The sequence below is a fragment of the Saccharospirillum sp. MSK14-1 genome (assembly GCF_003054965.1).
GTDB lineage: Bacteria > Pseudomonadota > Gammaproteobacteria > Pseudomonadales > Natronospirillaceae > Saccharospirillum.
In genome coordinates this window covers 151,503-164,663 of record NZ_MIES01000026.1, presented here as the reverse complement: position 1 = coordinate 164,663, position 13,161 = coordinate 151,503, and the positions used below count along the sequence as shown (strand labels likewise).

General features: G+C 55.4%; 16 protein-coding genes. 8 read left to right on the top strand and 8 right to left on the bottom strand.

The annotated features are described in order from the left end of the window. Nucleotides 1-12: 12 nt before the first annotated feature. Nucleotides 13-906 carry an AEC family transporter gene (locus tag BGP77_RS04660; RefSeq protein ID WP_108163562.1) on the bottom strand — a complete coding sequence of 298 codons (894 nt, stop codon included), beginning with the start codon at nt 904-906 and terminating at the stop codon, nt 13-15. 127 nt (nt 907-1,033) lie between these two features. Here BGP77_RS04660 and BGP77_RS04655 point away from each other — a divergent pair, with 127 nt between their 5' ends. The 7 genes from BGP77_RS04655 to BGP77_RS04625 all read left to right on the top strand — a co-directional run bounded on the left by BGP77_RS04655 (nt 1,034) and on the right by BGP77_RS04625 (nt 6,611). Then, a complete protein-coding gene (locus tag BGP77_RS04655) occupies nt 1,034-2,572 on the top strand; it encodes a triacylglycerol lipase (RefSeq protein WP_108163561.1) in 1,539 nt (512 codons plus the stop codon). A 17-nt stretch (nt 2,573-2,589) separates the two neighbouring features. Next, nucleotides 2,590-3,036 (top strand): hypothetical protein, encoded by a 447-nt coding sequence (locus tag BGP77_RS04650; protein ID WP_146171192.1) that lies wholly within the window; start codon nt 2,590-2,592, stop codon nt 3,034-3,036. A 55-nt stretch (nt 3,037-3,091) separates the two neighbouring features. Continuing rightward, entirely contained in the window at nt 3,092-3,775 is a 684-nt protein-coding gene (locus tag BGP77_RS04645; protein WP_108163559.1) for a DUF2796 domain-containing protein, read from the top strand. Between the two features lie 7 nt (nt 3,776-3,782). After that, nucleotides 3,783-4,478 carry an ABC transporter ATP-binding protein gene (locus BGP77_RS04640; RefSeq protein WP_108163558.1) on the top strand — a complete coding sequence of 232 codons (696 nt, stop codon included), beginning with the start codon at nt 3,783-3,785 and terminating at the stop codon, nt 4,476-4,478. Beyond that, nucleotides 4,475-5,734, top strand: coding sequence for an FtsX-like permease family protein (locus tag BGP77_RS04635; RefSeq protein WP_108163557.1), 1,260 nt, complete (start codon nt 4,475-4,477; stop codon nt 5,732-5,734). Before BGP77_RS04640 ends, BGP77_RS04635 begins: the two co-directional genes overlap by 4 nt. 9 nt (nt 5,735-5,743) lie before the next feature. Further along, entirely contained in the window at nt 5,744-6,271 is a 528-nt protein-coding gene (locus BGP77_RS04630) for a DUF3299 domain-containing protein (RefSeq protein WP_108163556.1), read from the top strand. Nucleotides 6,272-6,347: 76 nt separating this feature from the next. Next, complete coding sequence (locus BGP77_RS04625) at nt 6,348-6,611, top strand: DksA/TraR family C4-type zinc finger protein (protein ID WP_108163555.1); 264 nt, start codon at nt 6,348-6,350, stop codon at nt 6,609-6,611. A 9-nt stretch (nt 6,612-6,620) separates the two neighbouring features. On the opposite strand, the gene BGP77_RS04620 is transcribed toward BGP77_RS04625, so the two are convergent. From BGP77_RS04620 to BGP77_RS04590, 7 genes are all read right to left on the bottom strand, one after another. Continuing rightward, nucleotides 6,621-7,436 carry a YciI family protein gene (locus BGP77_RS04620; protein WP_108163554.1) on the bottom strand — a complete coding sequence of 272 codons (816 nt, stop codon included), beginning with the start codon at nt 7,434-7,436 and terminating at the stop codon, nt 6,621-6,623. 69 nt (nt 7,437-7,505) lie between these two features. After that, on the bottom strand, nt 7,506-7,865 hold the full coding sequence (locus BGP77_RS04615; protein WP_108163553.1) for a GNAT family N-acetyltransferase: 360 nt from the start codon (nt 7,863-7,865) through the stop codon (nt 7,506-7,508). A 92-nt stretch (nt 7,866-7,957) separates the two neighbouring features. Further along, a complete protein-coding gene (locus BGP77_RS04610) occupies nt 7,958-8,290 on the bottom strand; it encodes a hypothetical protein (protein ID WP_108163552.1) in 333 nt (110 codons plus the stop codon). A 298-nt stretch (nt 8,291-8,588) separates the two neighbouring features. Next, the gene (locus BGP77_RS04605; RefSeq protein WP_108163551.1) at nt 8,589-8,963 is read right to left on the bottom strand and encodes a YciI family protein; all 375 of its coding nucleotides are present in this window, start codon (nt 8,961-8,963) and stop codon (nt 8,589-8,591) included. Nucleotides 8,964-9,021: 58 nt separating this feature from the next. Continuing rightward, on the bottom strand, nt 9,022-10,248 hold the full coding sequence (locus tag BGP77_RS04600) for an RNA polymerase sigma factor (RefSeq protein ID WP_108163550.1): 1,227 nt from the start codon (nt 10,246-10,248) through the stop codon (nt 9,022-9,024). Nucleotides 10,249-10,404: 156 nt separating this feature from the next. Beyond that, on the bottom strand, nt 10,405-10,638 hold the full coding sequence (locus BGP77_RS04595; RefSeq protein ID WP_108163549.1) for a hypothetical protein: 234 nt from the start codon (nt 10,636-10,638) through the stop codon (nt 10,405-10,407). 365 nt (nt 10,639-11,003) lie between these two features. Beyond that, nucleotides 11,004-11,558: a gamma carbonic anhydrase family protein gene (locus tag BGP77_RS04590; RefSeq protein WP_108163548.1), complete on the bottom strand. Its 555-nt coding sequence runs from the start codon at nt 11,556-11,558 to the stop codon at nt 11,004-11,006. A gap of 66 nt (nt 11,559-11,624) precedes the next feature. Between BGP77_RS04590 and BGP77_RS04585 the strand changes: the two genes are divergently transcribed. Then, nucleotides 11,625-13,160 (top strand): Ppx/GppA phosphatase family protein, encoded by a 1,536-nt coding sequence (locus tag BGP77_RS04585; RefSeq protein ID WP_108163547.1) that lies wholly within the window; start codon nt 11,625-11,627, stop codon nt 13,158-13,160. The last annotated feature ends 1 nt before the right edge of the window (nt 13,161 follow it).

The window sequence follows — 13,161 nt, the reverse complement described above, 5'->3', positions numbered from 1 at the left end:
CAAGCCCGGTCGTTAAGCAAACACCGGCGCCCATTGCATCAAGGCCATGACCGCCAGCAGCGACAGCGGAATGCTGATCAAGGTCACCGCGGCAATATCGTCTTTGGGTCCGTCATAGTGGCTGGCCAGAATGTAACTGATGACCGCGACCGGCATGCTCGCCTGAATCATTAAGGTTTGCGCCACGACCGGCGCCAGCGGCAGCGCCCAAATGACCGTGGCCGCCGCGCTGACCCCGAGCGCCACTCGAACCAGCGATAATCCAAATATCCGACCCAAACGTCGCCACTCGCGCAAATCGATTCCCGCCAATGAGCGCCCTAACAACAACAGCATCACCGGTATGGTCATACCGGCTAAAAGGTCGAGCGTGCGGATCATGGCCGCGGGCGTAGGTAGTTCACTGAGGTGCCAGATGCCACCAACCATTAACGCCATCACAGAAGCGTTACTCAACGCCGATTTCAGCGTGAAACGGCCGGACAGTAGCCAAGTGCCAAGGGTAAAATGGCTGATCTGGACGACGGTGGAGATGACCACAGCGTGCACCAAAGCATCTTGCCCGAGCAGGGCAAAGACCAGCGGAATACCCAGGTTGCCGGTATTGGGATTGACCAGCATCGACAAGTAACCGCGCACGCTCAGGCCACTGAGCGTCAATATCACCGCGCCCAGAATGGCCGTTACGGCCAACACCAGCACGATGGCAACAGCCGTTGTGGAGACCTCCGCTAAGGGCGCCTCCATAGTCAGCAGGGCGTTAAGAATCAGTGCCGGTAAACCAATCTGTGTGACCAGCTGCGACAGCCCCGGTGCCGACAATAAGGTGGTTCGTTTTGCCAATAACCAACCCAGGGCGGCGCAAAACACCACCGGAAAGAGTGCATTGAGATAGGTGGCGATCACAGCGAACTCACAACAGGGAAAACATCAGTATATCCAAGCGCGCAATACCCGTCCGGCTTTGCAAATCAAATGATACACTGTAACATTCGGCCGGGGTTGTGCAGGATTCAACCCAGGGAGAAAGACCATGGTATTTATACAGACACTGAACAAGGTGCAAAGGCGCGTCTGGCTGTGCACCTTGTTTGTTCTCGTCACCGCCAGTCAGGCGACGGTGGCTGAGACGAACGTTGATCCGCAGGTGCGCAACCCGGTGGTGGTTGTGCCCGGCCTGCTTGGGTCCCGGCTGTGTCGAGACAACGCCGACGGCGAATCACAGGTGGTTTGGGGAACCGTTACATCGATCACTCAGTTTCCAAGCCTGGCTTACGATCCGACCGATACCCGGATTCAGCCTTGCGGCTTGATCCGGGAAATTTCCTATCTCGGTGTCTACAAACAGGAAGTGTACGCCGGCTTTGTGAATCGCCTGACGGATGAAGGCTATCGCGAAGGTGAGGATTTATGGTTATTCGATTACGACTGGCGGCGGAGTGTTTTCGACAACGCCCGCCTGTTGGCTGACTTTATTGACCAGAACATTGCGGCCGACGAAAGCGTCGATCTGGTCGCGCACAGCATGGGTGGTTTGATTTCCCGCGCTTATATTCTGGAGCAGGGTGGCACCGAACGTGTGCACCGTCTCATTACCGCCGGCACACCACTGCGCGGTTCGGTGGAAGTGTTCGATTTACTGGAGAACGGTTGGGGCACGGCCAACCTCTTTATGGGTGGCATAGAAGGGTTTCGTCGTACCATGCTGACCTTTCCATCGACCTTTGATTTGATTCCACGCTACGACGGCTGCTGCGGTCAGGACGGCAGTCGCTTGGCCGATTTTAATATGGACAACCCCGATGACTGGGTGCGGTTAAACTGGGACGGTATCGATGCTGATCGGCTGCCCGACTTAAAAGCTGCTCGTGAACGCCAAATGCACATACAGGAAATCATCGAACAGTCGCTGCCCGCTGATATTGAAGATGTCATTGTCATCGGTATCGACCAGCGCACACCGGAGCAATACCGCATCGACTACCACTCGGGTCATGAAGAAGCACAATTGCAGATTGAAACCAGTTGGGGTGGCGATGGTGTGGTCATGCGCAACAGCGCAGTGCTCGATAATCGCCATGTCTTTCCCACCAGTTTCGCGACGCATCAAGCGATTCTGAATGAAACCTCGGCGCAGGATTTTGTGGTGACGGCCTTGCAGGTGGGCGCTGAAACCGCGGTGGAGCAGGTGCCAGTGCGCCAACGGACCAGCATCTTTACCGCCTTGGGCGACCTGGTGGCTTTGATCGGTGTCAGTGTGGATACCGAAGCGCCCATTTATCAGGCGGGTGATCAGGCCAAGGCGATTGTCCGTATCCTGCCCGATTCAATGGACGCAGTAGATGCCAGCCACATCAGTCTGACGATAAAACGTCCCGGTAGTCATCCGATGACACTGGCGTTGCACTCGGATCCGTCTTTGTCCGATCCAACCAATGACCGCGAGCAATCGTTCTATGCCGAATTCAGTACCGGCAGTAACGCCGGTGAGTTGGTACTTACGGCCACCATCGAGGCAAACAGCGCAGAACCGCGTCAGGCCACGCTGGTTGTGCCGGTTGTTAAGCGTTAAAGGATGATGAAGCCGTAATGTTCACTCGCGGGCAGACAGCACTCAACCCAGGCACCGGCCGATCCGGTGCTGTTTGCCCGATGTTCTGGCTCAGTCAGCACCGGTGGACAAGGTTAGTCAGTGCCCTTTTGGTGGTGCTGGTGTGTCAGGGGGCTCTGCAATATTGGCATGCGCCGGTGCATTTGGCTGAACAGATGCAGGCAGCGCTGATCGATATTGATCAGGTCAAACCTGGCCTGGCCGTGTCGGACCGCGATATACACGCTAACCTCGACGATCTGACCGATTGTCAAAGCTGCAACCTGCTCAAGCTCAGCCAACTGGGGGCGCTGGCATTACACCGGGCAACGCTGCCGACGATGAGTGCACCCATGGCGCAGCTGAGCGTCGATGAATCCAATGATCAGCGCCTGACGGAACCCGCCGCGCGTGGACCGCCCCGCCTGTCTTCAATTCCCAGCTGAACGTTAGTTAAGGTCGATCGTCGGCCATCAAAACGCTTATTGAATTGAGGACACTATGAAAAACCATCTTTCGCTGTTGCTGGCATCCTTCACTTTGGCACCGCTGGCCACGTCCGTGATGGCCGAAACCGAACGCCAACACGGCGCACACGAACACGGTGCGGCTCAGTTATCCGTCGCTGTTGATCATCATGACGTGGTGATTGCACTGGCGTCACCGTCGTACAATATTTTTGGTTTTGAACACACCCCAAGCACGGATGAACAGCACGCCGCTGTCGATGCTGCGGTGGCTAAATTGCGGGATGCCGATGCGCTTTGGACGCTCAGTGCAGCGGCCGATTGTGAGCTGGAAGAGGTCGACATTGACAGTGCCGTGCTCGACGATGATGACCATCACGACGAAGCGCACGATCATGATCATGACGAAGACCATGACCATCACGACGAACACGATCATGATGAAGACCATGACCATGACCATGACCATGACCATGACCATGAAGCAGAACACGACCACGACGAAGAACACGACCATGATCACGAAGGCGGCCAGCACAGTGATGTTGACGTGAGCTGGCACTTCCATTGCGACAATCCAGGAGAACTGGTGCAGGTGGACGTTGGTCTGTTCGACGCTTTTGAACGTTTTGAAGATCTCGACGTTCAATACCTGACTGAAACCAGCCAGGGTGCTGCCGAATTGTCGCCAAGCCGTACCACGTTAAACCTGGAGTAATCACACCATGAGCACAGCCGTCTGTTGGCAGGCGCTGAGCTACCGCTGGCCGGGCATTTCCCGGCCCACGGTCGAGCTTACCGATCTGGCCTTGCCGCAAGGGGAATCCCTGTTTATCCAAGGACCCAGTGGCAGTGGTAAAAGCACGCTGCTGAATCTGCTCGCCGGTGTACTGGTGCCCAGCGAAGGCCAGTTGCAGGTGCTCGAACAACCCCTGAGCGATTGGTCCGGACGGCGACGCGATCGCTTTCGCGCCGATCACCTGGGTTACATCTTTCAGCAGTTCAATCTGCTGCCTTATTTATCGGTCGCGGCCAATGTTGAGTTACCAGCGCGACTGTCCAAACGTCGGTTGCAACGCACTCAGGATGAGCATGGCGGACTGAACGCCGCCGTCGAGCATTGGCTGCGTTGTCTGCAATTGCCGGAAACCCTGTGGCACGCTCCGGTATCCCGGCTCAGCGTCGGCCAGCAACAACGCGTGGCAGCGGCGCGGGCATTGATTGGGTCGCCGGAACTGATCATCGCCGACGAACCCACCTCGGCGCTGGATGAAGACAACGTCGACAACTTTATGCAGGTGCTCACCGAGCAGTGCCGCAGCATTCAGGCATCGCTGATTTTTGTCAGCCATGACCGTCGTCTGGCGCACTGGTTTGATCATCAGCTGACGCTTAACGCGACCGCGGAGGAGGCTGAATGAACTGGATTAACCTCGCTCTTCGCAGTCTTTGGAACCGTCGTTCTACGGCCGTCCTGACGTTATTGATGGTGGCGCTATCACTGGCGTTGTTGCTGACGGTCGACCGCGTCCGCCAAGACACTCGCGCCAGTTTTTCCAATACATTGTCCGGTACCGATTTGATCGTTGGTGGTCGAACCGGCGGCTTGAATCTGCTGTTGTACAGCGTGTTTCGCATTGGCAATGCCACCAACAACATCAGTTGGCAAACCTACGACGACATCCGCAATAACGATGCCGTTGCCTGGACCATTCCGTTTTCATTGGGCGACTCGCATCATGGCTATCGCGTGCTGGGCACCAACAACGATTATTTTGAACACTACCAATACGGTCGCCGTCAGAATGTGAGCATCAACGAAGGCCGCCGTCTTGAGGGCGTTTATGATGTGGTCCTGGGCAGCGCCGTGGCTAAGGCATTGGATTATCAGTTGGGTGACGAAGTGGTCATCGCCCACGGTCTGGGCAGCACCTCTTTCGAGATGCACGATGACAAACCCTTCACCGTGGTCGGTATTCTGGCGCCGACCGGGACGCCGGTGGATCGCACCTTGCACATTCCACTGGAAGGCATGACCGCCATCCATGTCGATTGGACCGCCGGTGTGCGCCTGCCGGGCTTTGATGTGTCGGCCGAAGAAGCGTTGGACATGGACCTGACGCCCGACACCGTGACCGCCGTATTGGTCGGCATGGAATCGCGCATTCAGGCGTTGGGTTTTCAGCGGCGCATTAACCAATATCGCGCTGAGCCGCTAACAGCGATTATCCCGGGCGCAACACTGGCTGAACTGTGGCAGATGATCGGCATCGCCGAAAATGCATTGATTGCCATTTCCGGGCTGGTGGTTGTCACCGGCTTGCTCGGCATGGTCACGGTCATTCTTGCTGGCCTGAACGAACGCCGCCGCGAAATGGCGATCTTGCGGGCACTGGGGGCGCGGCCTTCGCATATCCTTGGCTTGTTGATGATCGAATCCGGCTTCTATGGCATCGCCGGTCTGGTGCTGGGTCTGTTGCTGCACTGGGCGCTGATTGCCATCGCCGCGCTCTGGGTACAGCCAGCTTATGGCATTCAATTGACGCTGAGCCTGCCGGTCTGGCCGATGTCCGGCGTCTTGTTGGCCGTGGTTGCGCTGAGTATTCTGATTGGCTTGGCGCCGGGTTGGAAAGCCTATCGCCGTTCACTCAGTGACGGCTTGACCGTAACCACCTGAGGACACTGCATGAAACTTCGTCTGGCGCTGATGGGTCTAATGCTGATCAGCACCGCCTGGGCCGAAAGCCGCCCGGTGCAGGAACTGCGTTGGGGAGAACTGATTCCCAGCGGCTTCAGCTATGGCGATCTGGCGGCCAAGATTGAGCAGCCAGCAACACCGTTGTCGAGCCTGGCCGATGATGACCCGGAAGCCCAACGGCTGTACCAGTCGATGCGCAACGCTCTGGCCGATGCGCCGGTGGTGGAAGCCTACGATGGCCTGTCAGTGAAAATCGCCGGTTTTGTGGTGCCGCTGGAGCAGGACGAAGATCGGGTGCTCAGCTTCTTACTGGTCCCCTACTTTGGCGCCTGCATTCATACACCACCACCACCGGCGAATCAGATTATCCACGTCCAGACGCAAGGTGGTTTCCCGACACCAGGCTTGGATGAACCGGTTTATGTCACCGGCCTGATGCGCACCCAAAAACACGATTCCGAACTGGGTTCGGCCGGATACACCCTTTACGCGGGGTCGGTTGAACCCTATTTATAGTGTCGTAAACAGCCATGGCTGATCGATGGCTGTTTGCTAAGCTAGGGATTCATTGCGATAACGTGCGGAGGTGGATATGGCCAGTGGTTGGGCCGGCGATGGCGCCGTCCAGGATCAAATCGATGCCACCATCGATGATGCCTTAGAGCGCGCGCGTCGCAACCTGCCCCAGGGCGAAAGCCGCCACGAATGCGCCGAATGCGGCGAGCTGATTCCCGAAGCCCGACGCCAAGCGTTGCCCGGCGTGCAACTGTGCATTAACTGCCAGGCCGAACGCGACGCCGATGCCGCCCACAGCAGCTACAATCGGCGCGGTTCCAAAGACAGTCAGTTGCGTTAGATCAAACCGTTAAACGGTGCTGATCATCCAGTGAATGCCAAAGCGATCGGTCAGCATGCCGAAACCGGCCGACCAGAACGTCGCCTCGAATGGCATCCGTACCCGCCCTCCTTCGACCAGTTGATCAAACGCGTAGCGTGACTTCTCCACGCTGTCGAAACTCAGTTGCACGCTCACACCCTGCGGCTTTTCAAAATAGGCGGGCGGTGCATCGACACCCATTAACACCAATTGGCCGAGCGATAATTCCGAATGAATAATTTTATCGGACCAGTCATCTGGCACCGGCGCTTGTTCCGGTGCATCGCCGTAGGTCGAAACAGTGAGCAACTTACCGCCCAATAACTCAGCGTAGAATTCCAACGCCTCACGGCAGTTACCGGTAAAGGACAAATGCACCGCCTGGCTGACCGATTGTCGCGCGATGCGCGCGTCCAGATTGGTATGAACATCCAAACCCGCGCTGGGCTCAAAATCTTCCAAACCAAAAACCGTGCGCAATTCCAAACACACATCGCCATCTTCACGCGGCCAGCGTTTTACCCAGTCGAGCGCCTCCTCGACGGTCTGGGTTTCAATCATGGTATAGCCGGCAATTAACTCGCGCGTTTCAGCGAAAGGCCCGTCGATAACGGTCGGCTCGCCACCACCGCTGAACTGAATGCGGTAGGCTTCATTCGTCGGCTTTAACCCTTCGCCGCCGCGCCACACACCGGCATCGACCAAGGCTTCGTTGTAACGACCCATGGCTGCTAATAAATCCTGACCGGGCATAACGCCGGCTTCGGTGTCCGGGTCGGCTTTACGGATAATCATAAAACGCATGATGGGGCTCCTGACGGTTGGGGTTTGTTCATTTGGTCGAATCAGCTAGGCGGATTTCGACAGCCTTTTTTATCCTTCGAGTAGTTTGTTATACAACGACAAGTATTCGTCAGAATCCGGATGAGTAAAATTGGACTGGTAACCAAAGCCGAGCCTGTCTAGTAAAGCGATAGAACGGTGATTGACGGGTTTAACGATGGCGAGAATCTGATTCAGAGTCAGCGTCTTGTGCGCATAAACCAAAGCCCTGTTGGCGATAGCTGGACAGCATTTTTGTTCGATGTAATCGGCTGCTTTTTCGATGTTGTCGATCGAATGCGGCGCAATGTACTGGTGCCAAGCGGGCTCGTTAAGCAATTCAAGGTGAAAGGCCACATCATCGAGCTGCGCTTTGCGCAGCGCCAACCTTTTGGTTTTACAGATGATCAAGGGACATGTCCTATCAGGCTCTAAATTTTTTCAAAAAGACGTTCGATAAGCAGAGTCCACTCAATAACCAATTCAAAAAGTCATTGGGTTGGTTATTTGTTGAAACGGAATACGTAGATGGAATCACGAACCAGCTTCACCAAAAAGACAGCGTAGACAGTCAGGTAAAACAGTGCTGGGAAGGGAATTAGTAACAATATGACCAGTAATTTCCATTTAAATTCAACAAACAACTCCCAAAGAACGACGTAGAATACAACAGCAAACCCTGTAAAAAGTGGTAGCAGCGCAGCAATTAAAATGGGGTGGTCTTTGCCATTAATGTTGCCGCCATGGCGATAGAGAACAGCGAGTATCAGCATGCCGAAAAAAAAACCTAACCAGAGCAATAGGATTTTTAGTTTCCGCTTTCCATGTTGTTCCATAAGCAAATTACCCGTTTTTCCTGGCTATGCGCGATTTAGCAAAGCGATAGTCTTAGGTTAAGTTGTCAACCTTACTGTTTCGATCGAAGTACCCGATTGTCTGTTTTCATTATTTGTCCTATTCCGTCCGATAATCAAAGTATCATGGGTATTAATGGTGGTCGTTTGAAATGTTCTTTCGGGTGTATCAGTCGTACCTCAGTCCCTTTCGCTTGAGGTTTGCTTAATTTTTTGAACAGTTTTTAGCAAAATAGAACCTAATGAATGAACGACTGAGTTTAGTGTGCCATTTATTGGATTAACGATAATGGTCGTTCCCGTCACTCTTTAATTCCCGCACTGGCCTTACTTCCACACTGCCATACCTTGCCGGCGGAATTTTTCCGGCCAGTTGAATGGCTTGATTCAAATCCCTCGCTTCCAGTAAATAAAACCCAGCCAACTGTTCGCGGGTTTCGGCGAAAGGTCCGTCGGTGACGGTCACTTTGCCATCGCGTACGCGAACGGTAGTGGCCGTTTCCACTGGCATGAGCGGTCGACCATCGAGCATTTGACCAGCGGCGCTGAGGTTTTCACCGCAAGCAATGCATTCGCGGTTCAGGGCATCCCAGTCATCGGTGGACAGTTCGGCCATCTTGGCTTCGCTGTAGTAGACCAGTGCTAAGTATTGCATGGCGTTTCTCCGTCGTTGTTTTGTCGTAGTCGCTAGACGGTGGCGGGTTTCGACAGGGTTATCCCAGCGTCTGTAATTGGCGTTGCAGAAAGCGTTGCTCGGGCGCCAGTGAGGTCAGTGTCAATGCCTGTTGGTAAGCAACGCGTGCGTGCTCCACTTGCCCGAGTTGGCGACAAAAGTCGGCGCGTGCTGCGAACGTCAGGTGATAATGCTGCAAGGTTGGATCGTTCAGTAAGGCATCGACGGCGGCAAGCCCCGCAGCCGCTCCCTGGCTCATTCCCAGTGCCACCGCCCGGTTTAAAGCAATGATGGGTGAGGGCGTCAATTGCAGCAGTGCCTCATAAAGGCCAAGAATTTGCGCCCAATCGGTCTCTGCAAAGGTTCTGGCTTCGGCGTGCAGCGCCGCGATGGCGGCTTGTAAACCATAAGGACCAATGCCGCCGGGCGTCAGGGCACGGGGGACCAAGGCACAGCCTTCTGCGATCAACAGTTGGTCCCACAGGCTGCGATCCTGATCCTGCAGTCGGACCAATTCACCGGTGGCGTCGCTGCGCGCGGGTCGGCGCGAATGGTGCAGCAACATCAAAGCGAGCAGACCGAGCACTTCCGGTTCGGGCAACAGCGCCGCCAACATGCGACCGAGGCGAATGGCTTCTTCAGCCAGATCTGGGCGAGTCAGCGCATCCCCATCAGACGGCGCATACCCTTCGTTGAACAACAGATAAACCACAGCCAATACCGATTCCAGCCGTTCCGCCAGTTCGTGGCGCTCGGGGACTTCGTAAGGAATACCAGCGTCACGAATCTTGGTTTTAGCGCGCACGATGCGCTGGGCGATGGTCGGGGTTTTGGTCAGAAAAGCGCGTGCCACTTCTTCGGTGCGCAAGCCGCAGACTTCGCGCAGGGTCAGTGCCAACTGAGCGGACCTGGCCAATGCTGGGTGACAGCAGGTAAAAATCAGCCGCAGTGGGTCATCGTCGATGCTGTGATCGTCAACTTCGGGTTCGGCGTCTTGCTCGATCAGTGATTGGATGGTGAGTTCATCGACGGCATCGCGATGCCGGTTTCGGCGGCGCAGTTGGTCAATGGCTTTGAAGCGTCCGGCGGACACCAGCCAGGCGCGGGGGTTATCGGGTATGCCGTCTTCGGGCCATTGCTTGAGTGCAGCCATAAAGGCTTCGTGCAAGGCTTCTTCAGCCAGATCGAAATCGCCGAGCAGACGAATCAAGGTGGCGAGAACGCGGCGGTTTTCTTGTTGGTAGAGGCGTTCGATGTCGGTGCGCATACAAGCCATATCTGAGGGGCTTGTTGGCAGTCTATCACTGAGCGGGGGGGGATAAAGCAAGTGTCGTCGGGGTGCGGATCTGCCTTGGCGCCCCGACACAAAAAATGGGGAGCATCCTGTCAGCGTCGTCTCTGACGGAATGGATGCTCCCCATCGTTAGGCGCTACCGGGCCCGGCTCTCTCCTTGCCGACGCTGGCTTGCTCCCGGCGCTCTTCTTTGACCGTCTTCCACGTCAACGGGCGTTCGTTCGCTTGGTGGTGTAAGCCAATATCGTTCTGAATGTGTTCGCTGAGCTGGTTTGCCAGATAGCGGTCTTGGCGTTTTTCTTTCAGCCACTGGTTCAGTTCCCGGCGGCGTTGCAGATGGTTGATCAGTTTGTTGACTAACATGGTTCATTCTCCAGTTGATTAAGCCTGGAGCGACGGATTGGAGCCTGGGAGGGGAACTGTTTTGTGGTGCTATAGCAGTACAAGCCGCGGCTTCAATCCGCGGCTCGTGAGGCAGGTGTTACACGATTCGCGGACGCAACAGAGTATTCACTCCGGTCGCCATTTGGCGGGCGGAGCAAGAGGTATTTTTCGCATATGGATGGATGATGATTCGCATAGCTAACCTCCGTTCTGATGCAGTGAATTCGTGTTAAGGGTTAAAAAGCTGAAACAGTGCGTTTCAACTTGGGCAACTTTATCCGAACCTTTACAAAGGCTCAAGTTGAAAAGTTTCGTCAACGAAACTTTTTGCCAGACACTGGCTGTCAGGATTCCGTAACACCGTTCAGGCCTTCGGTACGGTATTCGTCTTTCAACTTGACGTAGTTGGCGGCTGAGTAGCGGAAGTAGCTCAGCTCTTTCTCAGTCAGCGCGCGTTTTTGCCGGGCGGGTGAACCCACGTATAGAAAGCCTGATGCCAACCGTTTACCCGGCGGCACCAATGAACCGGCACCGATGACAACCTGGTCTTCAACGACAGCGCCATCGAGGACGGTCGCGCCGATACCAATCAGCACTTCATTGCCTATGGTGCAGCCGTGCAGACAGGCTTGATGGCCGATGGTGACGTCAGCGCCGATGGTCAGTGGAAACCCATCCGGGTTGTAATCGCTGGCATGAGTGATGTGCAGTACCACACCATCCTGCACCGAAGTGCGAGCACCAATACGGATACGGTGCATGTCGCCGCGCACAATGGCGCCAGGCCAGACAGAAACATCATCACCCAGTGTCACGTCGCCAATGACCACTGCGCTCGGATCGACAAAAACCGCCTGCCCCAGTTGGGGGGTATGGTGGCGAAATGAATGGATGGCCATCGTCCTTGCTCCTGTCATAAAGCTGAGTCAGCATTGTCGCAGTTTGCCTGTTAGGTTGCATTGCCCATGCTTAAGTTGTCGGATTTCTGGCGAAACCGGGTCGAAGAGATGGCCGCTATCGATCTGGGTTCCAATTCTTTTCATATGATTGTCGCTCGTCTGGATAAAGGCGAACTGACCGTGCTCGACCGCATCAAAGAGCCGGTTCGTCTGGGTTTTGGCTTAAGCGAAGATGGCGCTTTAGACGATTTGTCGCAGCGTCGCGCGCTGGAATGTCTCAGCCGCTTTGGTCAGCGCATCAGCCATTTACCGGCTTCAGCGGTGCGAGCCGTGGGCACGCGGACTTTGCGCAAGGCGACCAACTCGGCCGCATTTTTAACCAAAGCAGAGCAGGCGCTGGGCCATCGCATCGATGTCATTGCCGGCGCCGAAGAGGCACGACTGATTTATCAAGGTGTGGCTCAGGGTTTGGACGACGAACTCGATCGTCGTCTGGTTGTCGACATTGGCGGCGGCAGTACCGAGGTGATTGTCGGCGAACAATTCCAGCCGCTGCAATTGGAAAGTCTCGGCATGGGGTGCGTTGCCTTGATGCGCGAGTTTTTCGAGTCCGGCGCGCTGAGCAAAAAAGCGGTGAAGAAAGCCACCACCTTTTGCCTGCAAAAAATTGAACCCGTTCGTGACGAATTTTTATCGGTGGGCTGGCAGCGTGCTATTGGTTGTTCCGGTTCGATAAAGGCCATTTCCAAAGTCGCCGAAGCGACCACCGGTTCACCCATCATCACTCGCGCTTTGCTGGATGAATTGTGCGACCAAGCTGGTCAGGCTAAGTCCGTTGACGACTTTAAACCTAATGGATTGGGCAGTGACCGCCAGCCGGTGTTTGTTGGCGGTTTAATCGTATTGCGCGCCGTTTTTGAAGGCTTGGGTTTAGACAGCATGGAAGCCTCACCCTGGGCGTTGCGTGAAGGCCTGTTGTACGATTTGATTGGCCGGCTCGACCAGGAAGATGTGCGCAGTCGTGGTGTGACACACCTGGCGCAGCGCTTTCATGCCGATGCCGCACAGGCCGAGCGCGTCGCCGCCACCGCCGAAGGTTTTTTGAACGACAATGTCGAAGCGTTGGGGCTAAGCGATCCACATCCGTGGAACAATTATTTGCGTTGGGCGGCGCAGCTGGCCGAGGTCGGTTTGGACATCAGCCATAACCAGTTCCACAAACATTCTGCATACATCGTGCAGCATTGTGACTTGGCTGGTTTCAGTCGTGAAGAACAGCAACGACTGACGTTTTTGATTCAACATCACCGCAAAAAACCAGACGCCGATGCGCTGGCGAATTTAAGCGATGAAGATCGGGCGATTTTACCGACGTTACTGGCGATGTTTCGTTTGGCGGTGGTATTGCATCGCGCCCGGACCGGCAGTCAGTCTGAAGGTATTTCGCTGCGCTTGGATGATACCGATCTGATGTTGATCGCTACCGCCGACTGGTGGGAAGACCACAGTTTGACCCAGGCCGATCTGGAACAGGAAGCCCAGTATCTGAACAAACTGGGCTTCCAGTTACAGCTGCCTGCGATGGACGCCAACGACCCTTAAT

Coding starts and splice junctions, on each gene's coding strand:
- BGP77_RS04655 (WP_108163561.1), top strand. CDS start 1,034: ATGGTATTTATACAGACACTGAACAAGGTGCAAAGGCGCGTCTGGCTG.
- BGP77_RS04650 (WP_146171192.1), top strand. CDS start 2,590: ATGTTCACTCGCGGGCAGACAGCACTCAACCCAGGCACCGGCCGATCC.
- BGP77_RS04645 (WP_108163559.1), top strand. CDS start 3,092: ATGAAAAACCATCTTTCGCTGTTGCTGGCATCCTTCACTTTGGCACCG.
- BGP77_RS04640 (WP_108163558.1), top strand. CDS start 3,783: ATGAGCACAGCCGTCTGTTGGCAGGCGCTGAGCTACCGCTGGCCGGGC.
- BGP77_RS04635 (WP_108163557.1), top strand. CDS start 4,475: ATGAACTGGATTAACCTCGCTCTTCGCAGTCTTTGGAACCGTCGTTCT.
- BGP77_RS04630 (WP_108163556.1), top strand. CDS start 5,744: ATGAAACTTCGTCTGGCGCTGATGGGTCTAATGCTGATCAGCACCGCC.
- BGP77_RS04625 (WP_108163555.1), top strand. CDS start 6,348: ATGGCCAGTGGTTGGGCCGGCGATGGCGCCGTCCAGGATCAAATCGAT.
- BGP77_RS04620 (WP_108163554.1), bottom strand. CDS start 7,436: ATGCGTTTTATGATTATCCGTAAAGCCGACCCGGACACCGAAGCCGGC.
- BGP77_RS04610 (WP_108163552.1), bottom strand. CDS start 8,290: ATGGAACAACATGGAAAGCGGAAACTAAAAATCCTATTGCTCTGGTTA.
- BGP77_RS04605 (WP_108163551.1), bottom strand. CDS start 8,963: ATGCAATACTTAGCACTGGTCTACTACAGCGAAGCCAAGATGGCCGAA.
- BGP77_RS04600 (WP_108163550.1), bottom strand. CDS start 10,248: ATGCGCACCGACATCGAACGCCTCTACCAACAAGAAAACCGCCGCGTT.
- BGP77_RS04595 (WP_108163549.1), bottom strand. CDS start 10,638: ATGTTAGTCAACAAACTGATCAACCATCTGCAACGCCGCCGGGAACTG.
- BGP77_RS04590 (WP_108163548.1), bottom strand. CDS start 11,558: ATGGCCATCCATTCATTTCGCCACCATACCCCCCAACTGGGGCAGGCG.
- BGP77_RS04585 (WP_108163547.1), top strand. CDS start 11,625: ATGCTTAAGTTGTCGGATTTCTGGCGAAACCGGGTCGAAGAGATGGCC.